The organism is Achromobacter sp. RT286_PF (assembly GCF_059760425.1).
On the sequence record NZ_JCBAMR010000010.1, the window covers coordinates 109848 to 132754 of the forward strand.

Here is a 22907-nt window from a genome sequence, read left to right on the forward strand (position 1 = left end):
TTGTCTCGCGGGATATGTAAGAATAAAGCGAAATTTTTCTATACTTTTTGAAACATTCAACGTTTTGCCGAGCACCGTCCTTCGTGTCCCAATCGCCGTTCTTGCCTGATAAGTCCCATGGTCGCCCGTCTTGAAGCCCGTGCAACGCGCCACTATTTCGATAGCGCGTTCCAGTGTCAGGCGGTGAAGGTACTCCCCAACGAGTACTACGTCACCGACGAAGACCTGATGATTTCGACCGTACTCGGGTCGTGTGTTGCCGCCTGTATTCACGATCCGGTTACCGGCGTGGGCGGCATGAACCACTTCATGTTGCCGGAAGGCGACATGCAGTCGCCCGCCTCGGCGACGATGCGCTACGGCGCGTTCGCCATGGAAGTGCTGATCAACGAATTGCTCAAGGCCGGCGCCGTGCGCGACCGCCTGGAAGCCAAGGTGTTCGGCGGCGGCGCGGTGCTTAGCGCCATGCAGCAGATGAACATCGGCGAACGCAACGCCATCTTCGTCTTGAACTATCTGAAGATGGAAGGCATCCCGGTCAAAGGCAAGGATCTGGGCGACGTGCACGCGCGCCGCATCAATTACTTTCCCCGCGATGGCCGCGTGATGGTGCGCAAGATGGCGCCGCACCACCAGCGCGCCGAAGAAATCATCGCCAAGCGCGAACAGGCCGCCGCTCAAAGCGTGCAAGCCAAGACGCAGACCCCCCAACGCGTGGAACGCTTCAACCGCCCGGGCGTCGAGCGCTTCGATGCGCCCGCCCGACCGGGGGTGGAACGATTCGACAAGCCTGCGCGACCCGGCGTGGAACGTTTTGATCGCCCGGCGCGCCCGGGCGTCGAACGCTTCGACACCGCGCTGTCGCGCCTGCGCAAGTCGGAGAACACCGGCAGCTGATCCATCGCCCGACGGCCGTCCGAAAGCGCGGGGCGAGGGGCGCTCGGCGCAGGTTGGACGGCGCAGGTCGGACGGCGAACGGCAGACAGCAGACCGCAGACGGCGCGCCTACAATCGGCGCATGTCCACCGTCCGCCTTTTCTACGCCCTGTGGCCGTCACCGCAACTGGCAGCATCGCTGGCCCAATGGGCGCAAGCCGCCCGCCCCGCTTGCGGCGGCCGCGTCATGCGCACCGAGACGCTGCATCTGACCCTGGCGTTTCTGGGACCGGTCGAGGCGCAATTGGCCGACACGCTGGCCGCCGCCACGCCCGGCTATGGCATCGCGCCGGGCGAGGTGCCGCTGGACCACCTGGGCGTCTTTCAGCGCCCGCGCATTCTGTGGGCGGGGCCGCGTGACACGCCGCCCGCGCTGCAAGCGGTGCACGATGATCTGTGGCAATGGTTGGCGGGCTACGGTCTTGCCAAGCCACCCCAACCCTTTCGCCCCCACGTCACGCTGCTGCGCAACATCGAACACGCGGAGCCCCCTCCGCGCCTGCCCGCCGACGCCGCTGACGGCGCCCGGACACCGCTGATCTGGCGCTATGACCGCCTGGTGCTGGTGGCTTCGGAGTCTCTGTCGGGCGGCAGCCGCTACCGGATCGTTGCCCAATCCCGGCCGCTGGACGCATAGCCGCGCTCTGGCACAATCGCTGGGTTGCAACCCCTGGGATCGCCATGATCATCCTGCTGGACCAAGACGGCGTGCTGGCCGATTTCGAACACGCGTTCATCGACGCCTGGCGCGTGCGCCATCCCGATATCGCCCCCATTGAATTCGAAGACCGCAAGTCCTTCCACATCCGCGAGGACTATCCGCCCGAACTTCGCGGCATGGCCGAAGCCATCTATACGGCGCCCGGCTTCATCCGCAACTTGCCGCCCGTGCCCGGCGCCCTGGAGGCCGTGCAGGAACTGCTGGCCTTGGGCATGGACGTGCGCATCTGCACGTCGCCGCTGTCGCAGTTTGAAAACTGCGTGGCCGAAAAGTACTTGTGGGTCGAAAAGAACCTGGGGCGCGACGCCACCGCCCGGCTGATCCTGACCAAGGACAAGACGCTGGTGCACGGCGACCTGCTGATCGACGACAAGCCGCATATCGAAGGCGCCGTGAAGCCGCGCTGGAAGCACATTCTGTTTGACGCGCCCTATAACCGCCAGGTCACCGACCGCCCACGCGTTACCTGGAAAAACTGGCGCAACGTGCTGGCGGGCGAGCTCTATACGGCGGACGAATGAGTCCGGGCGGCTGCTGTTCAGCCGTCATGATTTAGGACTATTCTGTGTTGGCTGTACCCCCACCCCGGAGGAGCCCGCACCATGAATCTGTACCGTCTGCTCAAGCAGCGAGAAGCCGATCACAAGCCGTTGCGTGTTGCATTGCTGGGCGCCGGAAAGTTCGGCGCCATGTTCATGAGCCAGGCCCCTCGCACGCCGGGCATGCGACTGGTGGCGGTGGCGGATCTGGCGCCCGATCGCGCCCGCGCGGCACTGACACGGGTGGGTTGGCCGGCCACCGCGCTCAATGCCGCCAGCACCAATGACGCCCTGAAAAACGGCAAGGTCTTCTTCAGCGACGACCCGCTGGCCGTCATTGCCAGCCCCGAGGTCGACATCGTCATCGACGCCACCGGGCAGGCCGCCGCCGGCATCACCCACGTGCTTGCCTGCTGCGAATACGGCAAGCACATCATCATGGTCAACGTCGAAGCCGACGCCCTGGCCGGCCCGCTGCTGGCGCGCCGCGCGCGCGAGGCGGGCATCGTCTATTCGCTGGCCTATGGCGACCAGCCCGCGCTGATCTGCGAGATGGTGGACTGGGCGCGCGCCGCCGGCTTTGAAGTCATGGCGGCGGGCAAAGGCACCAAGTACCTGCCGGAATTCCACACCTCGACACCCGACACCGTCTGGCCGTACTACGGCTTCACCGCCGAAATGGTGGCCGCCGGCGACTTCAACGCGCAGATGTTCAACAGCTTTCTGGACGGCACCAAAAGCGCCATCGAGATGGCGGCGGTGTCCAACGCCACGGGGCTCTTGCCGTCACCGTCCGGCCTGCACTTTCCGCCTTGCGGCGTGGACGATCTGGCGCGTGTGCTGCGCCCGCGCGAGGACGGCGGCATCCTGCATCACCGGGGCCAGGTGGAAGTCATTTCATCGCTGGAACGCGACGGCCGCCCGGTGTTTCGCGACCTGCGCTGGGGCGTGTACGTGACGCTGGCAGCCGACAGCGACTACGTGCGCCGCTGCTTCCAGGAATACGGGCTGGTCACCGACCCCAGCGGCAACTACACCGCCATGTACAAGCCGTATCACCTGATCGGCCTTGAGCTTGGCATCAGCGTGGCCAGCGTGGGCTTGCGGCGCGAACCCACCGGCGCGCCCGCCGGCTGGCACGGCGACGTCGTGGCCACTGCCAAGCGCGACTTGCAGGCCGGCCAGATCCTGGATGGCGAGGGTGGCTACACGGTGTACGGCCGGCTGATGCCGGCGCGCGATTCAGTCGAAGAAGGCTATCTGCCGCTGGGCTTGTCGCATCAGGTCAAGCTCAAGCATCCGGTGCGGCAGTCGCAGGCGATTCGCTGGCGCGACGTGGAATATGACGAGCGCTCGACCGCGGTGCAGTTCCGGCGCGAAATGGAGCAGACCTTCGCGTAGCGGCGGCCGAAAAGGGTGGCCCGACACAGGCGAAGCCAGCGCCATTGCGCGTCACCGCCGCGCCGCTTACACCGGCGCCGGGCGCTCGGCCTGGAACAAGCGAAGCCGGTCCGCCGCGTTGCGCAGATGCTGTTCGGCGGCGCGGCCGGCAGCGTCGGGGTCCGAGCCTTCGATGGCCACGAAAATGGCCTGGTGCTCGCTTTGCACGGCGGCCATCCGTTCGGCATAACGGCGCGCCGTGTTGTTGCGCGCGCTGCGGATCACGCGCCGCACATTCGCTTCCAGATAATCATTCAGCGACACCAGATGCGGGTTGTGCGTGGCCTGCACGATGGCCTGGTGAAACTGGTAGTCCTCTTCGTCGCCCAGCTTGTCGTTGATCAGCGCGTATTCCATGCCGACCAGCGCCTGGCGCATCTTCTTCAGGTCTTGATCGGTGCGCCGCTGCGCCGCGTAGCGCGCGGCCGTGACCTCGATGGACAACATCAATTCCAGGATGTGTTCCAGGTCTTCGGTGTCGCCGGGCGTGGGCGCGGCAATGCGAAACGCGTTGCGCTGGAAGTTGGGGTCCACGAACACGCCGCTGCCCTGCTGCGACGTGATCAAGCCCTCGGACTTCAAGCGCGCCAAGGCCTCGCGCACCACGGCGCGGCTGACCGAATAGGTTTCGGTCAGCTGCTTTTCGGTGGGCAGGCGGTCGCCGGGGGCTAGCACGCCCTGGCGTATCTGTTCGGCCAACGCATCGCCCAAAGCTGCGGAAAGCGAGCTCTTGGGCGGGTTGCGCGGCGTGTCCTGATCGTGATTCGTCGACATGGGAAATCGGGAAAAGGTGATGGCGGCGTCCTTCACTTTAAGCGATGTAGATGCCGCCGTTGACCTGCATGACTTCGCCCGTCACGAAACCGGCCAGCGGGGAACACAGGAATGCGATGGATCCGGCGATTTCCTCGGCGGTGCCGAAGCGGCGCAGCGGCGTGCTTTCCAGCAGATGCGTGCCTTTCTGGCCGATCAGGTCGTGCGTCATGGACGTGGCGATGATGCCCGGAGCCACCGCGTTCACGCGGATCTGCGGCGCCAGTTCCAGCGCCAGGCTGCGCGTGAAGCTTTGCACCGCGCCCTTGGACGCGGAATAGGCCGCGTGCGCGTAGCTGCCGCGCTGCGCCGCCAACGAGGTCAGCAGCACGATCGACCCGTTGTGGCGCAGGTGGCGCTGGGCGGCGCGGCATACGTAGAACGTGCCGTCCAGGTTCACGCGCATCAGCGTGCGCCACGCCTCGTCGCTGGTGTCCTTGACCAGTTGTTCGGGATAGATGCCGGCGCAATGCACCAGATGGTCCAGCCCGCCAAAATGCTTGGCCGCCGCCTCGAACACGCGCTCGCATTCATGCGACACCGACACGTCCAGCGCATGCGTGTAGACGCGCTGGCCCGTCGGGTCCAGTTCGGCCGCGATCTCTTCCAACCGCGCGCCGTCGATATCCGTCAGCACCAGCCGGGCGCCGTGGGCGGCCATCAGGCGCGCCGTTGCCAAGCCGATGCCATTGCCCGCGCCCGTGATCGCGGCCACCTGCCCTTCAAATGAAATCATCCTGTCTCCAGCGTGTGTAAGTGGGCGCGCCTAGTGTCTCGGCCGCCCCGGCACTGTGATTGAACTCCTCAATCCGCCGCTTGACACGAGAAAAACGCTTGCCCTATTATTTATCAGACAACTTAATAAAGTTACCTGACAACTTATCTGGAAAGCGTAAATCAAGTCGCGTTTTCAGGCAAGCCAGTCAGAAAAAACAAAGGCCGAAGCGCCGCAAAAACAGGACGGAGACAACAGGGCGGACACCCCCGGCAGCATGACGGTGTTCGTCCCCATCTTGCGATATCCCCTTCCCCGATTTGCTCGTTCACGGCCATGGAATAGGCGCCACCAAGCGCGCTTGCTAGGGCGGTCGCACGCATCTTTACGTACGCACACACCACTCCCGTTCCACGGAGGAGACACGCATGAAATTGGCTTTTACTACCGGCCTGCTGTGCCTGGCCGGCATCGCCGCATCGGCGCACGCCGCACCCGTCAAGGTCGGCCTGATCGAGACGCTGTCCGGCCCGCAGGCCTCGACCGGCCTGATGTTCCGCGCCGCGGTCAAATATGAGCTGGACCGCATCAACGCCGCCGGCGGCTGGAACGGCCAGCCGCTGGAATTGGTCGAATTCGATAACCAGGGCGGCCCGGTGGGCGCGTCCGACCGTTTCCGCGCCGCCGCCGCCGAAGGCGTGCAGGTGTTGGTGCAGGGCTCGTCGTCCGCCATTTCGGGCCAGCTGACCGAAGACGTGCGCAAGCACAACCTGCGCAACCCGGGCAAGGAAGTCGTCTTTTTGAACGTGGGCGGCGAAGCGCTGGAATTGACCGGCCAGAAGTGCCACTTCTATCACTTCCGCTTCACCACCAACGCCGATTTGCGCGTGAAGTCGCTGGCGTCGGTGATGTCGGCCGACGGCACGCTGGGCAAGCGCGTGTACGCCATCAACCAGAACTATTCCTGGGGCCAGGACATGGAAGGCGCCACCGAGCGCTTTGCCAAGCAGTACGGCTATGAAGTGGTGGGCAAGACGCTGCACGAAGTCAACAAGATCCAGGACTTCGCGCCCTACGTGGCGCGCATCCGTTCGGCCACGCCCGACACCGTCATCACCGGCAACTGGTCCAACGACCTGCTGTTGCTGATGAAGGCCACGCAATCCGCCGGCCTGAAAGTGCGCTTTGCCACCGTGTTCCTGGACCAGGTGGGTAACCTGGCCAACGCTGGCGACGTGGCCCTGGGCCACTACATCGCGCACCCGTACAACATCGAAGCCGCCGGCGACGAAGGCGCCAAGTTCGCCGAGGACTACAAGTCCAAGACAGGCCACTACCCCAGCTACACCGAACCGCAGACCGTCATCGGCGTGCGCTTCCTGGGTGAAGCGCTAAAGCAGGTCAAGCCCAAGGACGGCAAGCTGTCCGTGCCGGACCTGGCGCTGGCGCTGGAAAAGGTCACCTACACGTCTGCGCTGGGCACCTACACGATGCGCGCCGAAGACCACCAGGTGCAGCTGCCGATGGTGGTGTCCAAGGTCAGCAAGAACGCCAAGTACAAGGCCGACGGCACCGACATGGGCTTTGAGCCGGTGAAGGTACTGGCGGCGGCGGACGTGTCCGCCCCGGTGCAGGCCACCTGCAAGATGCAGCGTCCGCAATAAGACGCCAGGCAAGGCGGCGCGCAGCCTGCGCGCTCGCCTTGTTCGTCGCCTGACAAAAAAGCGCACCGCCGGCGCGGGCCGGAAAAACAAGGTGCGTAATGGATCGCGCAAGCCACGGGCTTGAGCGCGAAAGATTTATGGAGCGGACATGGAATACTTTACCGTCTCGCTGTTGAACGGCGTGATTTACGGCCTGCTGCTATTCATGGTGTCGGCGGGCCTGACACTGATTTTTGGAATGATGGGCGTGTTGAATTTTGCACACGCCTCGTTCTACATGATTGGCGCATACGCCGCCTACACGCTGACGCCCGTCACGGGCTTCTGGACCGCTTTGGTGCTGGCCACGATCATCTCGGGCGTGCTGGGCATGGGCGTCGAACGCTTTTTCCTGCGCCGCGTGCACAAGTTCGGCCACGCGCAGGAACTGCTGGTGACTTTTGGCCTGGCGTTCATCGTGGCCGAGCTCATCAAGCTGTTCTACGGCGACTTTCCGGTTGATTACCGCGTGCCGGCCTTCCTGAACTTCGCGGCCTTTCGCGTGTTCGATGCGGACTACCCCTTCTATCGCCTGCTGATGGGCGGCGTGTCGCTGGCGATGTTCGCCGTCATCTACCTGCTGCTGTCGCGCACTCGCGTGGGCATTGTGGTGCGCTCGGCCATCTATCGGCCGCGCATGGCCGAAGCGCTGGGCCACAACGTGCCGCTCGTCTTCATGAGCGTGTTCGGCGTCGGCGCGGCGATGGCCGGGCTGGCGGGCGCGGTGGCCGGCGCGTTCTACACCACCAACCCGAACATGGCGCTTGAGCTGGGCGTGCTGGTGTTCGTGGTGGTCGTCGTAGGCGGCCTGGGGTCGCTGGAAGGCGCCATGATCGCCTCGCTGCTGATCGGCCTGATCAGTTCGTTCTCGGTGGGTATCGACGCCAGCCTGGCGTCCCTGTTCGGCCTGTTCGGCGCGGGCGAATGGGCCGAAAGCGTAGGCGGCTTGATGACCGTGAAGATTTCCAGCCTGGCCGCCACCCTGCCCTTCCTGCTGATGCTGGTGGTGCTGCTGGTCAAACCGTCGGGCCTGAAAGGAGAACAGGCATGAGCCAGACCCGTATTGCATCCGGCGCGCTGCTGCTGATCGTTTGCGTGGCGGCGTTGTGCGCCTTGCCGTGGCTCTTGCCGCCCGGCCAGTTGGTGGCGGCGGTGCAGATGTTGATCGCCGCGCTGTTCGCCTGCGCCTTCAACCTGCTTGCGGGCCAGGGCGGCATGCTGTCCTTCGGCCACGCCGCGTACTTTGGCGTGGGCACCTTTGCCACTATCCATGCCATGAACGCGCTGGGCGGCGCGGGCTTGTTGCCCACGCCATTGATGCCACTGGTGGGCGGCGTGGCCGGGCTGCTGTTCGGCCTGGTCGCGGGCTGGTTCGCCACCATGCGTTCCGGCGTCTACTTTTCCATGATCACGTTGGCGCTGGCTGAACTGCTGCACGCGCTGGCGCCGCATTTGAAAGGCGTGTTCGGTGGCGAAGCGGGCGTGTCCGCCATGCGCATGCCGGCCTGGGGTTTTACCTTCGGGTCCGACATCGAGGTCTATTTCCTGGTGCTGGCCTGGGTGCTGATATCGCTGGCCGCGCTGTATGGCCTGACCCGCACGCCCTTGGGCCGGCTGACGCTGGGCCTGCGTGAAAACGCCAACCGGCTGCGCTATCTGGGCTATCGCCCGCATGCGCTCAAGACGATGGTGTTTGCGTTGTCGGCCATGTTCGCCGGCATCGCGGGCGGCTTGCAGGCGTTGAACATCGAAGCGGGTAACTACGTGTTGTTCGAGGTCAAGCTGTCGACCGACGCGGTGCTGTTTGCCTACATCGGCGGCGTCAACGCCTTCCTGGGTCCGGTGCTGGGCGCGGCGACACTGACATTCCTGTCGCAGACGCTGGCCGACATTACCCGTTCCTGGTTGCTGTACCAGGGCATTCTGTTCGTGCTGGTAATGCTGTTCGTGCCGGACGGCCTGGTGGGCCTGGTGCAGCGCGCGGCCAAGTCGCTGCGCGAACGCGGCCTGGCCAACTGGCTGCCGCGCGCCGGCGTGTCCGTGGCTGCCGGCTTGCTGCTGACCGCCGCCACCGTCTTCCTGGTAGAGCTGCTGCAACGCATGTTCGCGCGCGACTACCGCGCGCTGCTGGCCATGAACCCGGATGCGGGCTGGCCCCCCATTGCGCTGTTCGGTCACGACTGGGCGCCGCTGGCTTTGTCTACCTGGCTGGTGCCCTTGGCCTTGTTCGCCACGGGCCTCTTGGCGTGCCGCTGGGCGCTGGCCCTGTGGCGCGACGACGGCGATGCCGCCCCCGTGCTGGAGCCCGCAAAATGAGCCATTCCATCCTGACCCTGACCGACGTGCGCAAGTCCTTTGGCCAAGCGCAGATCATTCGCGGCGTGAACCTGGCCATTGAAGCCGGCGAGCGCCATGCGGTCATCGGCCCCAACGGCGCGGGCAAGTCGACCCTGTTCCACCTGATGTCCGGTTCGTTCGCGCCCACTTCCGGTGACATCAACCTGCGTTCGCGCGCCATCGGCGGCTTGTCCCCCGAAGCCATCAACCGCCTGGGCCTGGCCCGCTCGTTCCAGATCACCAACGTGTTTCCGCGCCTGTCCGTGCGCGAAAACCTGCGCCTGGCGGTGTTGCGCATGCATGGGCTGGTCTACAACTTCTGGCGCCCCATTGCGCGGCACCGCGCTGTCAATGAAGACGTGGACCGCCTGCTGGAAAAAGTGCGGCTGACGGCCAAGCAGCAAACGGCCGCGGGCGACCTGAACTATTCCGAGCAGCGCTCGCTGGAAATCGGCATGACGCTGGCTTCGCGCCCGAAGGTCATTCTGCTGGACGAGCCCATGGCCGGCATGTCGCAACACGAAGTCGATTACACGGTGGAGCTGATCAAGGACGTCACACGCGACTGCACCTTGCTGATCGTCGAGCACGACATGCAGGTGGTGTTCTCGCTGGCCGATCGCATCAGCGTGCTGGTGTACGGCGAAATTCTTGCCACCGGTACGCCCGCCGACATCCGTGGCGACGCCCGCGTGCGCGAAGCGTATCTGGGAGAGGAAACGGTATGACGACGCAAGCCTCACTACAAACGCCCCTGCTCAGCCTGCACGGCGTGCATGCCCATTACGGCAAGAGCCACATCCTGCACGGCATCGATCTATCCATCGGGCACGGCGAAGTCGTCAGCCTGCTGGGGCGCAACGGCGCCGGCCGCTCCACCACCATGAAAAGCATCATGGGCCTGGTGGACGTAACCGGCGGGCACATCGCCATTGAAGGGCGCGACATCACCAACAAGCGCCCCTTTGAAATCGCGCGCGCCGGCGTGGGCTTCGTGCCCGAGGAACGCGAGGTCTTCGCCAACCTCACCGTGGACGAAAACCTGCGCATGGGCGAACAGCCCAAGCGCGACGACGCGCCCCATTGGACAGTGGCGCAGATGTTCGACTACTTCCCGCGCCTGAAGGAACGCAGCAACACAAAGGCCGGCAACCTGTCGGGCGGTGAACAGCAGATGCTGACGATGTGCCGTTCGCTGCTGGGCAACCCCAAGGTCATGCTGATCGACGAACCCACCGAAGGGCTGGCGCCGAAGATCGTGGAAGTGATCGCCGACGTCATCCGCGATATCCACAAGTGCGGCGTGTCGGTGGTGCTGGTGGAGCAGAAGCTGACGATCGCGCTGAAGGTATCGACGCGCGTCAGCGTCATGGGCCACGGCCGCATCGTGTTCGAAGGACCGCCCGCGCAGCTGCATGAGCGCCAGGACGTGGTCCAGGAATGGCTGGCGGTCTGACCCCACCGCAACGCACAACCTTTACAGGCATCTACCTTGGACCACACCACAGAAGTCATCCATAGCGACCTGCGCGGCCAACGCGTCGTCATCACCGGCGGCGCCAAGGGCATTGGCCTGGCCACCGCCCACGCGTTCGTGCGCCAGGGCGCGCGCGTGGCCTTGCTGGACATGGACGCCGCCGCGCTGGCGGCCGCCGTGGCCGAACTGACCCCGGCCGGCGGCCAGGCCATGGCCGTGCAGGCGTCCGTCACCGACGCCGACGCCGTCGAGCGCGCGTTTGCGCAGGTCGAACAGGCCTGGGGCGGCGTTGACGTGCTGGTCAACAACGCCGGCATCTCGGCCAACAAGCCCACGCTGGAAGTCACCGTGGACGAATGGCGCCGCGCCGTGGACATCAACCTGACCGGCGTGTTCCTGTGCGCGCAGGCCGCCGGACGCCGCATGGTGCCGGCCGGCGCGGGCAGCATCATCAACCTGGCATCGATGTACGGCGTGGTGGCGGCGCCCGACCGCGCGGCGTATTGCGCCACGAAGGGCGCGGTGGTGCTGCTGACCGAAACGCTGGCCGTGGAATGGGGTCCGATGGGCGTACGCGTGAACGCGCTGGCCCCCGGCTACGTCGAGACCGATCTGGTGCGCGACCTGGCCGCGCGCGGCCGCCTGGACCCCGAACGCCTGAAGCAGCGCACCCCGCTGCGCCGCATGGCGCAGCCGGCCGAAATGGCCGACCTGGCGGTCTTCCTGGCTTCACGCCAGGCCGCCTACATCACCGGACACACCCTGGTGGCCGACGGCGGCTGGAGCCGCTACAGCTACCTCTAACCGCACCGACGCTTAAAAACATTCTGGAGATTCACTCATGGCCACCTACCAATCGCTTGAGCCCCGAGCGCCCTGGCGGCAACTGACGGTCGAGGCGCGTGACTGGCAGCAGGCGGACCCCGCCCTGCTGGGCACGATGCTGACCCAGCTGCACTGGATCCGCGCCTTTGAAGAGGCCGTGCTGGACCTGGCCGCCGAAGGCCTGGTGCACGGCCCCGCGCATTCGTCCGTGGGCCAGGAAGGCGGCGCCGTCGGGTCGGTGCTGGCGCTGGGCGCGGGCGATCAGATCAACGGCTCGCATCGCGGTCACCACCAGTTCCTGGCCAAGGCACTGCAACACGTGGCGCCGCTGGGCCTGGACCCGCGCAACCCGCTGACGCCCGCCATCGACGACGTGCTGCAAAAGACGCTGGCTGAAATCATGGGCCTGGCGCAAGGCTTCTGCCGGGGCCGTGGCGGCAGCATGCACCTGCGCTGGCTGGAAGCGGGCGCGCTGGGCACCAACGCCATCGTGGGCGGCGGCGTGCCGCTGGCGGCGGGCGCGGGCTGGGCACACAAGCACGCCGGCACCGACCGCGTGGCCGTGACCTACTTTGGTGACGGCGCGGTGAACATCGGCTCGGTCCTGGAAACGATGAACCTGACGGCCGCATGGAAAACGCCGCTGTGCTTTTTCATCGAGAACAACCGCTACGCGGTGTCGACCACGGTGGAAGAATCCACCGCCGAACCGCGCCTGTCCGCACGCGGCCTGGCGTTCAATATTCCGTCGTGGAAAGTCGACGGCATGGACCCGCTGGCCGTGCACCTGGCCATGTCCGAAGCCGTGGCGCACATGCGCGCCGGCAATGGCCCGACGATTGTCGAAGTGGACGTGTACCGCTTCTTCCACCAGAACGGCCCCTTCCCCGGCAGCGCCTTCGGCTACCGCACCAAAGACGAAGAATCCCAGTGGCGCCAACGTGATCCGCTGGACAAGATCGCTACCGAAATGATCGGCCGCAAACTGATCACGCAAGCCGAGGTGGATGCGCTGCGCCAGCGCTGCAAGGACGTCATGAAAGACGTGTGCGGCCGCCTGACCGAAGCCGCTGACGGCGGCAAGCGCCGCGTGCGCGCCGACCTGTGGCCGCGCCCCGACTTCCGCGACGTGGGCCTGCGCAGCGACGGCGCCGAATTGGCCGGCCTGCGCTACCAGGACGCCGACGACCACACGGGCGCGAAAGTCGAACGCAAGTTTGTCGACGCGGTGGCAGACGTGCTGGACCGCCGCATGGAAACGGACGCCGGCGTGGTCGTGCTGGGCGAAGACGTGCACCGCTTGAAGGGCGGCACCAACGGCGCCACGCGCGGGCTGAAGGACAAGTACCCCGACCGCGTGCTGGGCACGCCCATCTCCGAGAACGCGTTCGCGGGCCTGGGCGGCGGCCTGGCGATGGACGGGCGCTACAAACCCATCGTTGAATTCATGTACCCCGACTTCATGTGGGTGGCGGCTGACCAGATCTTCAACCAGATCGGCAAGGCCCGTCACATGTTTGGCGGCGACATCGACGTGCCGTTGGTGCTGCGCACCAAGGTTGCGATGGGCACGGGCTACGGCTCGCAGCACTCGATGGACCCGGCCGGCATCTTTGCCACGGCGCCGGGCTGGCGCATCGTGGCGCCGTCCACGCCGTATGACTACGTGGGCCTGATGAACACCGCGCTAGCCTCGAAGGACCCCGTGCTGGTGATCGAACACGTGGACCTGTACGCCTCGACGGGCGAGGTGCCCGACGGCGACCTGGATTACGCCATTCCGTTCGGCAAGGCGCGCGTGCGCCGCACGGGCGGCAAGGTCACCATCCTGACGTACCTGTCGATGGTCAGCCGCGCGTTGAAGGCGGCCGAAGAGGCGGGCGTGGACGCCGAGGTCATCGACCTGCGCACGCTGGACCGCGCCAGCCTGGACTGGGACACCATCGGCGCCAGCATCCAGAAGACCAACAACGTGCTGATCGTGGAGCAAGGCGCGCGCGGCACGTCGTACGGCGCGATGCTGTCCGATGAAATCCAGCGCCGCTATTTCGACTGGCTGGATCAGCCGATCAAGCGTGTGACGGGTGGCGAGGCGTCGCCCAGCATCTCGAAGGTGCTGGAACGCGCGGCGTTCGCGGACACCGAAGAAGTGCTGGCCGGGCTGGCCGACGTGCTGGCCGATCTGGGGGAACAGGCATGAACGCGATGCACATGACCGTGCCGATGGAAGTCGGCATCTGCTGCCGGGATCTGGACGCGCTGCTGGCGTTCTACACCGACGTCGTCGGCCTGAAGCTGGTGAACCGCGTCAGCGTGCCCGCCGACAAGGCACGGGCCACGGGCCTTACCGCGCATGGCTACGATGTGGCGCGCTTGCAGACGCCGTACGGCGAACGCATCAAGCTGCTGCAACCGAGCGTGGCGCCGGAGACGGCCGTGCGCGGCGCGGCCATCCTGGATCGCCAGGGCGCCACCTACCTGACCTTCATCGTGCGCGACCTGGCAGGCCTGGTGCGCAACCTGCAAGCCCGGGGTGTGGTCTTCGACAGCACGCCCGCGCCCATGGAAGTGCGCCCCGGCACGTGGCTGGCGTTCTTCCGCGACCCCGAAGGCAACGTGCTGGAACTGGTCGAATACGACGACCCCGCCGACTATCGGCCCGATCTGGCCGGCGCCGCCAACTAGGACGAACATCGTGGCTCACCTAATCAAGCTCCCCTCTGTTGCCGCCGATACCTCGGGCGGCAACCTGCACCAGTGGCTCAAGCAGGAAGGCGACACGGTCGCCGTCGGCGATGCGCTGGCGGAAATCGAAACCGAAAAGGCCATTGTCGAAATCAACGCCGAGCATGCGGGCGTGCTGGCCCGCATCGTGGTCCCGGCCGGCGCGGCGTCGGTGCCGATCAACACAGTAATCGGCGTGCTGCTGGCCGAAGGTGAAGATGCCTCGGCGGTTGATCGCGCGTTGGCGGAACATGGCGGCGCGGCTGCTGCGGCGGCGGCGTCCGCTGCTGGGGCAACGTCCGCGGCGAAATCTGCCGGTTTATCCGCTGCTGGTTCATCCGCTGCTGGTTCATCGGCTGCTGGCTCATCCGGCTCATCTGGCTCATCCGCCGCTGGCTCATCCGGCTCATCTGGCTCATCGGCTGCCGCCGCCGGGCCTGCGGGAGCACCCGCGGCCCAGCCCCCCTTGCCCTCTGATGCTGCTCCCGCCTCCACCGCCCCCGTTCCCGGTGGCCGCTTGTTCGCCAGCCCCCTGGCGCGCCGCCTGGCCGCGCAGTGGCATGTGGACCTGTTGGGCGTGACCGGCACCGGCCCGCATGGCCGCATCGTGCGCCGCGACGTGGAAGCCGCGCGCAACCGTGCGCCGTCGCCCACCGCTACCGCTACGCCACCGTCCGGCCGTCCCGCCGCGCGCCGCGTGCCGCACACCGGCATGCGCCGCGCCATCGCGCGCCGCCTGACAGAAAGCAAGCAGAACGTGCCGCACTTCTACCTGTCGGTGGACTGCAAGATGGACGCGCTGCTGGCCCTGCGCGCGCAAGCGAATCACGGCGGCGCGGTCAAGCTTTCGGTCAACGATTTCATCGTTCGCGCCGCCGCCTTGGCGCTGCGCGAAGTGCCCGAAGTGAATGTCAGCTGGCACGAAGACGCCATCGAATATCACGCGGGCGCCGACATCTCGGTGGCCGTCGCCACCGACGGCGGCCTGGTCACGCCCATCGTGCGCGACGCGGACATCAAGTCCCTGTCGGCCATTGCCGGTGAAATCGTCGAGCTGGCCGGGCGCGCCAAGATCAACCGCCTGAAGCCCGAGGAATTCACGGGCGGCTCGCTGACGGTCAGCAACCTGGGCATGTACGGCATCAGCCAATTTGCCGCCATCATCAACCCGCCGCAGGCCGCCATCCTGGCCGTCGGCGCGGCCGAACGGCGGCCCGTCGTCGGCGACAACGGTGAACTGGCCGCCGCCACCGTCATGACCGTGACCTTGTCCGCCGACCACCGCGCGGTGGACGGCGCGGTGGGCGCGCGCTGGCTGGCTGCCTTGCGCACGCTGATCGAAAACCCCGTGCGCATTTTGCTGTGAGCCCCACGATGACGAAGAACGTGTTTGATGTGGTCGTCGTTGGCGGCGGCCCCGGCGGCTACGTGGCCGCCATCCGCGCCGCGCAGCTGGGCATGTCGGTGGCCTTGGTGGAACGCGCCGAGCTGGGCGGCATCTGCCTGAACTGGGGTTGCATACCCACCAAGGCCTTGCTGCACAGCGCAACGGTGCTGCGCGCCTGCCAGGAAGCGTCACACTACGGCGTCACCGGCACCGGTGAGGCGCGCGCCGACCTGGCCGCCATGGTGGCGCGGTCGCGCAAGGTGGCGGGCCGGCTAGGCCAGGGTGTGGCGCATCTGATGAAGAAAAACGGCGTGACGGTGTACGCCGCGCGCGCGCAATTGGCCGGCGCGGGCAAGCTGGCGCTGGACAACGGCGCGACCCTGTCCGCCAAGCACATCATCCTGGCGACCGGTGCGCGCGCCCGCGAACTGCCCGCGTTGCCGCTGGGCGAGCGCATCTGGGCCTACCGCCAGGCCCTGGCGCCCACCCAGATCCCGAAGACGTTGCTTGTTGTGGGCGCGGGCGCCATCGGCGCGGAGTTCGCCAGCTTCTACCGCGCCATTGGTTCGGACGTGACACTGATCGACATGACGCCCGAAATTCTGCCGCAAGAAGACGCAGAAATTTCGCAGCTGGCGCGTAAGGCGTTCGAGAAACAAGGGATACGCGTGCTGACGCAATGCGCCGTCACCGCCTCGTCGCCAAGCGCCACGGGCGTCAACGTGACGCTGGAACATCAAGGTAAAAAGACGCAGCTTGAGGTGGACCGCGTCATCGTCGCGGCCGGCATCGTCGGCAACGTTGAAGACCTGGGCTTGGAGAAGACGCGGGTGCAGGTCGAAAAGACCCACATCGTCACCGATGCACACTGCCGCACCGGCGAACCCGGCATCTACGCCATCGGCGACGTGGCCGGCGCGCCCTGGCTTGCCCACAAGGCCAGCCATGAAGGCGTGCTGTGCGTGGAGGCCATCGCGGGCAAGACGGTGCACGCCATCGACCCGCTGCGCATCCCCGCCTGCACGTATTCATACCCGCAAGTGGCCAGCATCGGCATGACGGAAGCCCGCGCGCGCGAACACGCCAAGGCCCACGGCGGCGAGATCCGCGTTGGCAAATTCACCTTTGCCGGCAACGGCAAGGCCATCGCCATGGGCGAGGACCAAGGGCTGGTCAAGACCGTGTTCGATGCGACATCAGGCGAATTGCTGGGCGCGCACATCATCCATCCCGAAGCGTCCGAGCTGATCACCGGCTATGGCGTGGCGGCGTCATTGGAAGCCACCGAGGAAGACTTGATGCACACCGTGTTCGCGCATCCGACGCTGTCGGAAACACTGCACGAATCGGTGCTGGCCGCGTTCGGACGGGCGCTGCACGCGTAAGGAGCAGAAGGCGGCATGCGGGCGGGGCCGCCTTCACTGGGACCTTCGCGTGGGGCTTGCATGGCTGTGCAAGCCGCGCGCCAGAAACGCTTCAAGAGCGCTTCAAGAACGCTTCAAGAACGCGTCAAGAACGCCTCAAACCCGCTGCGCAAAGAAATCCAGAAAGCACGCAATGCGCCGCGACAGCTGCGTATTGCGGTGGTACACGGCGTGCATCGGTTGCAGGTGATCGCTGTACACGCCTTCCATCACCTTCACCAACCTGCCCGCCGCGATATCTTCGCGCACCACGAAATCCGACAGGCAGGCGATGCCCACGCCGCGTAGCGCCAACTGGCGCTGCGTTTCTCCGCTTGATGTGGCCAGCGTCGGCGTCGCCTGAAAGCTGGAGCCGCCCGCGTGCTTGAGCGGCCACAGGTTCAGGCTTTCGGGCTGCGTGAATCCCAGCACTTCATGCCGCGCCAAATCCTCAACCGTTTCCGGCGCGCCGCGCCGCGCGATGTAGTCGGGGCTGGCCATCATCCAGCGCGGCGACGGCCGCAACACGCGCGCATGCAAGGTGGAATCCGTCAGCGGCCCCATGCGAATCGCGATGTCGGTGCGGTGCTCTATCAAGTCCACGATGCGATCGTTGCTGGTCAGTTCCAACGTAATCTCGGGATACTCGCGCCGGAATTCCCCCACGTGCGGCACCACGCAATGCAGCATCACCGGCACCGACGCATCCACCCGCAACCTGCCCGCCGGCCGCTGATGCACCATCCGCATGCACTCTTCGGCCTCGTCCAGCGACGCGACAATCTGCCGCGCCTTGGGCAAGAAGTGCGCGCCCTCTTCGGTCAGCTCCATGCGCCGCGTGGTGCGGTTCAGCAGCATCACGCCCAAGTCATCTTCCAGCCGTGCCAAGGCCCGGCTGACCCCCGACGCCGTCTGCCCCAGCAGCTCGGCCGCGGCGCTAAGCGACCCGGCGTCAACCACGCCGAGAAACACGCGCAATGCATCGGAATTCAAAGCCATGTCGGGCGTCCTTGAAGCCTAAAAAACAGCCTATATGTTGTAGATCGAATTTACCGCTTTAACCCTGTATTTCGCAGTATCCCGCTACATTGCGCGGTGTCTTGCGACCCCAATGACGCCGCACCGCGCAAATAAAACGGCGCCCCACGGGCGCCGTTCTTCCCACACTCGCGCCGCGATCAGCGCTTGGCTTTTTGCTTCAGCTGCGACAGGTCGCGCACCGCGCCGCGGTCGGCCGACGTGGCCAATGCTGCGTAGGCTTGCAGGGCTTGCGACACCACGCGTTCGCGGCCGACCGGCTCCCAGCCGTCAGCGCGCGCGTCCATCGCGGCGCGGCGGCGGGCCAGTTCTTCGTCGGAAACCGCCAGGTGCATCTTGCGGTTGGGGATGTCGATTTCGATGATGTCGCCTTCTTCCACCAAGCCGATCGTGCCGCCCTCGGCCGCTTCCGGCGAGGCGTGGCCGATCACCAGGCCGGACGAGCCGCCCGAGAAACGGCCGTCGGTGAACAGGGCGCAGGTTTTGCCCAGGCCCTTGGACTTGAGGTACGACGTGGGGTACAGCATTTCTTGCATGCCGGGGCCGCCCTTGGGGCCTTCGTAGCGGATCACGACGACGTCGCCCGCCACGATCTTGTCGCCCAGGATGCCTTCAACGGCGTCGTCCTGGCTTTCGAACACGCGGGCGCGGCCCGTGAAAACCCATTGCGATTCGTCCACGCCGGCGGTTTTGACGATGCAGCCCTTCTCGGCCAGGTTGCCGTACAGCACGGCCAGGCCGCCGTCCTTGGAATAGGCGCTTTCCTTGCTGCGGATGCAGCCCGTCTTGCGGTCGGTGTCCAGCGTCAGGAACGTGGCGTCCTGGCTGAAGGCGACCGTGGTGGGGATTCCACCGGGCGCGGCGCGGTAGAACTTCTGCGCTTCTTCGCTTGCGTCACCGGCCACGTCCCATTTCTGGATGGCGTTGCCCAGCGTGCCGCTGTGCACGTTGCCGCAAGACAGGTCCAGCAGGTCGGCGCGCGCCAGTTCGCCCAGGATGCCCAGGATGCCGCCGGCGCGGTGCACGTCTTCAATGTGGTACTTGTCGGTGGCGGGCGCCGCCTTGCACAGGCACGGCACCTTGCGCGAGATGCGGTCGATGTCCGCCATCGTGAAATCCACGCCCGCTTCCTGCGCAGCAGCCAGCAAGTGCAGCACGGTGTTGGTCGAGCCGCCCATGGCCACGTCCAGCGCCATCGCGTTCTGGAACGCGCTCTTGGTGGCGATGTTGCGCGGCAGGACCGATTCGTCTTCTTCGACGTAGTAGCGGCGGCACAGGTCGACGACCAGGCGGCCGGCTTGTTCGAACAAGCCCTTGCGCCACGCGTGCGTGGCGACGATGGTGCCGTTGCCCGGCAGGGCCAGGCCGATGGCTTCGGTCAGGCAGTTCATCGAGTTGGCGGTGAACATGCCGGAACAGGAGCCGCACGTGGGGCAAGCGCTGCGTTCCACTTCGGCCACTTCGGCGTCCGACACGTTGGGGTCGGCGGCCTTGATCATGGCGTCGATCAGGTCGATCTTGGCGATGACCTTGCCGTCGGTGGGCGACTTGACCTTGCCCGCTTCCATCGGGCCGCCGGACACGAACACGACCGGGATGTTCAGGCGCATGGCGGCCATCAACATCCCCGGGGTGATCTTGTCGCAGTTGGAAATGCAGACCATGGCGTCGGCGCAATGCGCGTTGACCATGTATTCGACCGAATCGGCGATCAGTTCGCGCGACGGCAGCGAATACAGCATGCCGCCGTGGCCCATGGCGATGCCGTCGTCGACGGCAATCGTGTTGAATTCCTTGGCGACGCCACCGGCGGCTTCGATCTCTTTGGCGACCAGCGCGCCCAGGTCGCGCAGGTGCACGTGGCCGGGCACGAACTGCGTGAACGAGTTCACTACCGCGATAATCGGCTTGCCGAAATCACCGTCCTTCATGCCAGTGGCGCGCCACAGGGCGCGGGCGCCGGCCATGTTGCGGCCGTGGGTCGATGTGCGGGAACGGTAGTGCGGCATGATTTGTCTCGAGTGCTGTTAGCGTGGCGGCAAAACGGTAAATAATACGCTGGATCGGGCGCAGGCGTGCCGGCACGCCTATGCCCTGAGCGCCAGCAACGCTTCCTGCAAATGGCGCAAGCCCCGGCTCAGCGGCTTGTCGCGCCGCATCACGATGGCCAGATCGCGCGCCAAGTGCGGCGTCAGCGAGCGCACCACCAGCGCGTCCCGGTGTCCCGCGCCGGAAACGGCCAGCTTGGGCAGCACCGCGCAGCCCAGGCCCGCCGCCACGATTTCCTTCATGGCCTCGGTGCTGCCCAGCTCCATGAAGGGCTTGCAGGCCACGCCCGCCACCTCGAACCAGTCGTCCACCAGGCGGCGCGTACGTGCGCCAGGCTCAAACAGCACCAAGGGCCACGGAGACAAGGCCTGTGGCGTCACCTGCTCCGGAATCGAGGCAGAGTCGCGAACGGGGAAGATCGCCACGAACTCGTCTTCCATGACCGGCGTCACCTGGAACATGCGACCGGGCGCGGGCAGGGTCACCAGCCCCATGTCCAGCGTGTTGTTCTCCAGGGCCCGCAGCATATCGGCGGTGTTGCCGGTGCTGGCGACGATATCCAGCGCGGGAAAACGTCGGCGCAGCTGCGCCAGGGTGGGCGGCAACAGATACGTGCAGGCGGTGGCGCCCGTGCCCAGCCGGATGCGGCCGGACACCTGGGACGCATGCGCGGTCATGGCTTGTTCGGCCTGCGCCAGCGCCGCGTCGATCACGCGGATATGGGTCAGCAGTTCAAGCCCGGCGGCAGTCGGGCCGGCACGGCGGCCGACCCGTTCGACAAGTTTCAGGCCAAAACGCCTTTCCAACTGGCGGATTTGCAGGCTGACGGCTGGCTGGGTGACGCCCCCGCGCTCGGCGGCCGCCGAGAAACTGCCAAGCTCAATCACCTGCGCAAAGATGCGTAGATGGACCAGGTTCAAGCCTCGCATGACGCCAACCAAAAGTTTTTCTTATGCAAATCATAATCTTCCAAAGCTTCATTTATGATTTATTTCGGACCAAACTGGCGGCTGGCCCATTTCCCCTACTCTTCGCTACGCCCCCTTTATGTCGCCCAACACGCCAACCCTGCTCATCCGCGACAGCGCGGATGCTGACCTTCCCGCCATCAAGACCATCTACGCGCACCACGTTGAACACGGCACCGCGTCCTTCGAACTGGAGCCGCCTTCCATCAACGACATGCGGCTGCGCCGCGCGGCCGTGCTGGAAAAAGGCATGCCGTACCTGGTGGCGGAGATCAACGGCGAAGTCGTCGGCTACGCCTATGTCACGCCGTACCGCCCCCGCCCGGCCTACCGGCACACGGTTGAGGACTCTGTCTATGTGAAAGCCGGCCGCGCCGGCCTGGGCATCGGCGGCAAGCTGCTGGCCGCGCTGATCGACCGCTGCACCGCTGCCGGCTGGCGCCAGATGCTGGCGGTGGTGGGCGACAGCCGCAACGCCGCGTCGCTGGCGCTGCATGCCCGCCAGGGTTTTCATCCGGTGGGCACGCTGCGATCCGTGGGCCACAAGCATGGCGAATGGCGTGACACGGTGCTGATGCAGCGCAGCCTGGGCGAAGGCGACACGACGCCACCGCAGCGCCCGTGATCGCGCCGCGCGCCGTCGTCTGCCTGGGCCTGACCCAGCTGGTCAACTGGGGCGTCACGTTCTACCTGATCGGCGCGTTCGGCCCGGCCATGACGGCCGACCTGGGGTGGAACGCGTCCCTCGTCTATGGCGGGTTTTCAGCCGCCATCGTCACGATGGCGCTGGTGTCGCCGTTGGCGGGCCGGGCCGTGGACCGCTGGGGCGGGCATCGCGTGATGCCGGTGGGCGTGTTGATCGGGGCAACGGGCTGCGCGCTGCTGGCCGCCGCGCACGGGCTGGCCGCTTACTACCTGGCGTGGCTGGTGCTGGGCGTGGGCATGCGGCTGTGCCTGTACGACGCCGCGTTTGCGTCGCTGGCGCGCGCCGCCGGGCCGACCGCGCGCCGGGCCATGTCGCAGATCACGCTGTTTGGCGGGCTGGCGTCCACGGTGATGTGGCCGGCCGGACACGCGCTATCCGGCTGGCTGGGGTGGCGCGGCGCGGTGTTGGTCTATGGCGCGCTGGCGTTCGCGACCTTGCCGCTGTACCTGGCGCTGCCTCGCCAACGGTATGCCGCGCCCGCCGCTGTCTCCGACCGCCCGGGCGCCGGCTTGACGCGCAATGCCTCCGAACGCCGCCTGGCCGGCACGCTTTACGCGGTAATCGCCATGCTGACCAACTTCCTGGCCGCCGGCAACGCCGCGCATTTGATCGCGCTGATGACGGGCTTGGGTGTCGCCGGCGCGTCGGCGGCCAGCGTGGCGGCCTTGTGGGGCGTCGGCCAGTTCGCCGCCCGCATGGCCGACGTGACGTTGGGCGCAAGGCTGCATCCGCTGACGTTGACGTGGGTCGTCACCACCTTGATGCCGCTGTGCTTTGTGCTGGCGTGGTTGTCGAACGGCAGCGCGTACGCCATTGCCGCCTATGCCTTGCTTTACGGCGCGTGCAACGGGCTGCTGACCATCACGCGCGGCACGCTGCCGCTGGCCTTGTTTGACTTCCGCAGCTACGGCACGCTGGTCGGTGCGCTGCTGGTGCCCAGCTTTTTGCTGACGGCCACGGCGCCCGTGGCGTATGCGTTCTTGATCGAGACGCAGGGTGCGCGCACCGCCATGGCGATGTCGGCGGCCTTGGCGGGCGTGATCGCGGCGGCGGCGTATTTATTAAGACGGCGGTTTATCGGCAGGGTGGTGGCTGTGCCCGCATCCAGGCGGGCTTAGGCCTGGAG

At 66.2% G+C, this 22907-nt stretch carries 21 protein-coding genes; 16 read left to right on the forward strand and 5 right to left on the reverse strand.

The genetic code is table 11. From position 1 onward, the window contains the following. The first annotated feature begins 117 nt into the window (after positions 1–117). The 4 genes from cheD to AC6LJY_RS11140 all read left to right on the forward strand — a co-directional run bounded on the left by cheD (position 118) and on the right by AC6LJY_RS11140 (position 3597). Positions 118–897 carry a chemoreceptor glutamine deamidase CheD gene (gene cheD / locus AC6LJY_RS11125; RefSeq protein ID WP_314355406.1) on the forward strand — a complete coding sequence of 260 codons (780 nt, stop codon included), beginning with the start codon at positions 118–120 and terminating at the stop codon, positions 895–897. A 121-nt stretch (positions 898–1018) separates the two neighbouring features. Next, the gene (gene thpR, locus AC6LJY_RS11130; protein WP_498135944.1) at positions 1019–1573 is read left to right on the forward strand and encodes an RNA 2',3'-cyclic phosphodiesterase; all 555 of its coding nucleotides are present in this window, start codon (positions 1019–1021) and stop codon (positions 1571–1573) included. Between the two features lie 44 nt (positions 1574–1617). Then, positions 1618–2178 (forward strand): 5'-3'-deoxyribonucleotidase, encoded by a 561-nt coding sequence (locus AC6LJY_RS11135; protein WP_046803284.1) that lies wholly within the window; start codon positions 1618–1620, stop codon positions 2176–2178. 81 nt (positions 2179–2259) lie between these two features. Beyond that, positions 2260–3597 (forward strand): NAD(P)H-dependent oxidoreductase, encoded by a 1338-nt coding sequence (locus AC6LJY_RS11140; protein ID WP_104141705.1) that lies wholly within the window; start codon positions 2260–2262, stop codon positions 3595–3597. Positions 3598–3663: 66 nt separating this feature from the next. On the opposite strand, the gene AC6LJY_RS11145 is transcribed toward AC6LJY_RS11140, so the two are convergent. Both AC6LJY_RS11145 and AC6LJY_RS11150 read right to left on the reverse strand, forming a co-directional pair. Beyond that, complete coding sequence (locus AC6LJY_RS11145) at positions 3664–4410, reverse strand: FadR/GntR family transcriptional regulator (protein WP_046803355.1); 747 nt, start codon at positions 4408–4410, stop codon at positions 3664–3666. Positions 4411–4447: 37 nt separating this feature from the next. Further along, the gene (locus tag AC6LJY_RS11150; RefSeq protein ID WP_046803282.1) at positions 4448–5185 is read right to left on the reverse strand and encodes an SDR family NAD(P)-dependent oxidoreductase; all 738 of its coding nucleotides are present in this window, start codon (positions 5183–5185) and stop codon (positions 4448–4450) included. A gap of 407 nt (positions 5186–5592) precedes the next feature. Between AC6LJY_RS11150 and AC6LJY_RS11155 the strand changes: the two genes are divergently transcribed. From AC6LJY_RS11155 to lpdA, 10 genes are all read left to right on the forward strand, one after another. After that, positions 5593–6828: a branched-chain amino acid ABC transporter substrate-binding protein gene (locus AC6LJY_RS11155; protein ID WP_219991281.1), complete on the forward strand. Its 1236-nt coding sequence runs from the start codon at positions 5593–5595 to the stop codon at positions 6826–6828. Positions 6829–6976: 148 nt separating this feature from the next. Further along, positions 6977–7918 (forward strand): branched-chain amino acid ABC transporter permease, encoded by a 942-nt coding sequence (locus AC6LJY_RS11160; RefSeq protein WP_104141702.1) that lies wholly within the window; start codon positions 6977–6979, stop codon positions 7916–7918. Further along, complete coding sequence (locus tag AC6LJY_RS11165) at positions 7915–9183, forward strand: branched-chain amino acid ABC transporter permease (RefSeq protein ID WP_498135945.1); 1269 nt, start codon at positions 7915–7917, stop codon at positions 9181–9183. The genes AC6LJY_RS11160 and AC6LJY_RS11165 overlap by 4 nt, the downstream gene beginning before the upstream one ends. Then, positions 9180–9932: an ABC transporter ATP-binding protein gene (locus AC6LJY_RS11170; RefSeq protein ID WP_046803278.1), complete on the forward strand. Its 753-nt coding sequence runs from the start codon at positions 9180–9182 to the stop codon at positions 9930–9932. Before AC6LJY_RS11165 ends, AC6LJY_RS11170 begins: the two co-directional genes overlap by 4 nt. Further along, entirely contained in the window at positions 9929–10660 is a 732-nt protein-coding gene (locus AC6LJY_RS11175; protein ID WP_498135946.1) for an ABC transporter ATP-binding protein, read from the forward strand. The genes AC6LJY_RS11170 and AC6LJY_RS11175 overlap by 4 nt, the downstream gene beginning before the upstream one ends. A 36-nt stretch (positions 10661–10696) precedes the next feature. After that, entirely contained in the window at positions 10697–11485 is a 789-nt protein-coding gene (locus tag AC6LJY_RS11180) for a glucose 1-dehydrogenase (RefSeq protein ID WP_314355400.1), read from the forward strand. Positions 11486–11522: 37 nt separating this feature from the next. After that, positions 11523–13706 (forward strand): alpha-ketoacid dehydrogenase subunit alpha/beta, encoded by a 2184-nt coding sequence (locus AC6LJY_RS11185; protein ID WP_498135947.1) that lies wholly within the window; start codon positions 11523–11525, stop codon positions 13704–13706. After that, a complete protein-coding gene (locus tag AC6LJY_RS11190; protein ID WP_314355398.1) occupies positions 13703–14191 on the forward strand; it encodes a VOC family protein in 489 nt (162 codons plus the stop codon). The genes AC6LJY_RS11185 and AC6LJY_RS11190 overlap by 4 nt, the downstream gene beginning before the upstream one ends. Positions 14192–14201: 10 nt before the next feature. Continuing rightward, a complete protein-coding gene (locus AC6LJY_RS11195; protein ID WP_498135948.1) occupies positions 14202–15596 on the forward strand; it encodes a pyruvate dehydrogenase complex dihydrolipoamide acetyltransferase in 1395 nt (464 codons plus the stop codon). Positions 15597–15604: 8 nt separating this feature from the next. Then, positions 15605–17002, forward strand: coding sequence for a dihydrolipoyl dehydrogenase (gene lpdA / locus AC6LJY_RS11200; protein ID WP_498135949.1), 1398 nt, complete (start codon positions 15605–15607; stop codon positions 17000–17002). 135 nt (positions 17003–17137) lie between these two features. Here lpdA and AC6LJY_RS11205 read toward each other — a convergent pair whose 3' ends face one another. The 3 genes from AC6LJY_RS11205 to AC6LJY_RS11215 form a co-directional block, all read right to left on the reverse strand. After that, the gene (locus AC6LJY_RS11205) at positions 17138–18019 is read right to left on the reverse strand and encodes a LysR substrate-binding domain-containing protein (protein WP_498135950.1); all 882 of its coding nucleotides are present in this window, start codon (positions 18017–18019) and stop codon (positions 17138–17140) included. A gap of 179 nt (positions 18020–18198) precedes the next feature. Then, on the reverse strand, positions 18199–20067 hold the full coding sequence (ilvD, locus tag AC6LJY_RS11210) for a dihydroxy-acid dehydratase (protein ID WP_046803270.1): 1869 nt from the start codon (positions 20065–20067) through the stop codon (positions 18199–18201). A gap of 78 nt (positions 20068–20145) precedes the next feature. Then, positions 20146–21036, reverse strand: a complete 891-nt coding sequence (locus AC6LJY_RS11215) for a LysR family transcriptional regulator (protein WP_498135951.1) — start codon at positions 21034–21036, stop codon at positions 20146–20148. 118 nt (positions 21037–21154) lie between these two features. Between AC6LJY_RS11215 and AC6LJY_RS11220 the strand changes: the two genes are divergently transcribed. Both AC6LJY_RS11220 and AC6LJY_RS11225 read left to right on the forward strand, forming a co-directional pair. After that, positions 21155–21700, forward strand: a complete 546-nt coding sequence (locus tag AC6LJY_RS11220; RefSeq protein ID WP_498135952.1) for a GNAT family N-acetyltransferase — start codon at positions 21155–21157, stop codon at positions 21698–21700. Further along, a complete protein-coding gene (locus AC6LJY_RS11225; RefSeq protein ID WP_498135953.1) occupies positions 21697–22899 on the forward strand; it encodes an MFS transporter in 1203 nt (400 codons plus the stop codon). Before AC6LJY_RS11220 ends, AC6LJY_RS11225 begins: the two co-directional genes overlap by 4 nt. Positions 22900–22907: the final 8 nt, after the last annotated feature.

Bases quoted from the DNA above. Each gene is read 5' to 3' on its own strand.
- cheD (WP_314355406.1), top strand. From the start codon at position 118: ATGGTCGCCCGTCTTGAAGCCCGTGCAACGCGCCACTATTTCGATAGC.
- thpR (WP_498135944.1), top strand. From the start codon at position 1,019: ATGTCCACCGTCCGCCTTTTCTACGCCCTGTGGCCGTCACCGCAACTG.
- AC6LJY_RS11135 (WP_046803284.1), top strand. From the start codon at position 1,618: ATGATCATCCTGCTGGACCAAGACGGCGTGCTGGCCGATTTCGAACAC.
- AC6LJY_RS11140 (WP_104141705.1), top strand. From the start codon at position 2,260: ATGAATCTGTACCGTCTGCTCAAGCAGCGAGAAGCCGATCACAAGCCG.
- AC6LJY_RS11145 (WP_046803355.1), bottom strand. From the start codon at position 4,410: ATGTCGACGAATCACGATCAGGACACGCCGCGCAACCCGCCCAAGAGC.
- AC6LJY_RS11150 (WP_046803282.1), bottom strand. From the start codon at position 5,185: ATGATTTCATTTGAAGGGCAGGTGGCCGCGATCACGGGCGCGGGCAAT.
- AC6LJY_RS11155 (WP_219991281.1), top strand. From the start codon at position 5,593: ATGAAATTGGCTTTTACTACCGGCCTGCTGTGCCTGGCCGGCATCGCC.
- AC6LJY_RS11160 (WP_104141702.1), top strand. From the start codon at position 6,977: ATGGAATACTTTACCGTCTCGCTGTTGAACGGCGTGATTTACGGCCTG.
- AC6LJY_RS11165 (WP_498135945.1), top strand. From the start codon at position 7,915: ATGAGCCAGACCCGTATTGCATCCGGCGCGCTGCTGCTGATCGTTTGC.
- AC6LJY_RS11170 (WP_046803278.1), top strand. From the start codon at position 9,180: ATGAGCCATTCCATCCTGACCCTGACCGACGTGCGCAAGTCCTTTGGC.
- AC6LJY_RS11175 (WP_498135946.1), top strand. From the start codon at position 9,929: ATGACGACGCAAGCCTCACTACAAACGCCCCTGCTCAGCCTGCACGGC.
- AC6LJY_RS11185 (WP_498135947.1), top strand. From the start codon at position 11,523: ATGGCCACCTACCAATCGCTTGAGCCCCGAGCGCCCTGGCGGCAACTG.
- AC6LJY_RS11190 (WP_314355398.1), top strand. From the start codon at position 13,703: ATGAACGCGATGCACATGACCGTGCCGATGGAAGTCGGCATCTGCTGC.
- lpdA (WP_498135949.1), top strand. From the start codon at position 15,605: ATGACGAAGAACGTGTTTGATGTGGTCGTCGTTGGCGGCGGCCCCGGC.
- AC6LJY_RS11205 (WP_498135950.1), bottom strand. From the start codon at position 18,019: ATGGCTTTGAATTCCGATGCATTGCGCGTGTTTCTCGGCGTGGTTGAC.
- ilvD (WP_046803270.1), bottom strand. From the start codon at position 20,067: ATGCCGCACTACCGTTCCCGCACATCGACCCACGGCCGCAACATGGCC.
- AC6LJY_RS11215 (WP_498135951.1), bottom strand. From the start codon at position 21,036: ATGCGAGGCTTGAACCTGGTCCATCTACGCATCTTTGCGCAGGTGATT.
- AC6LJY_RS11220 (WP_498135952.1), top strand. From the start codon at position 21,155: ATGTCGCCCAACACGCCAACCCTGCTCATCCGCGACAGCGCGGATGCT.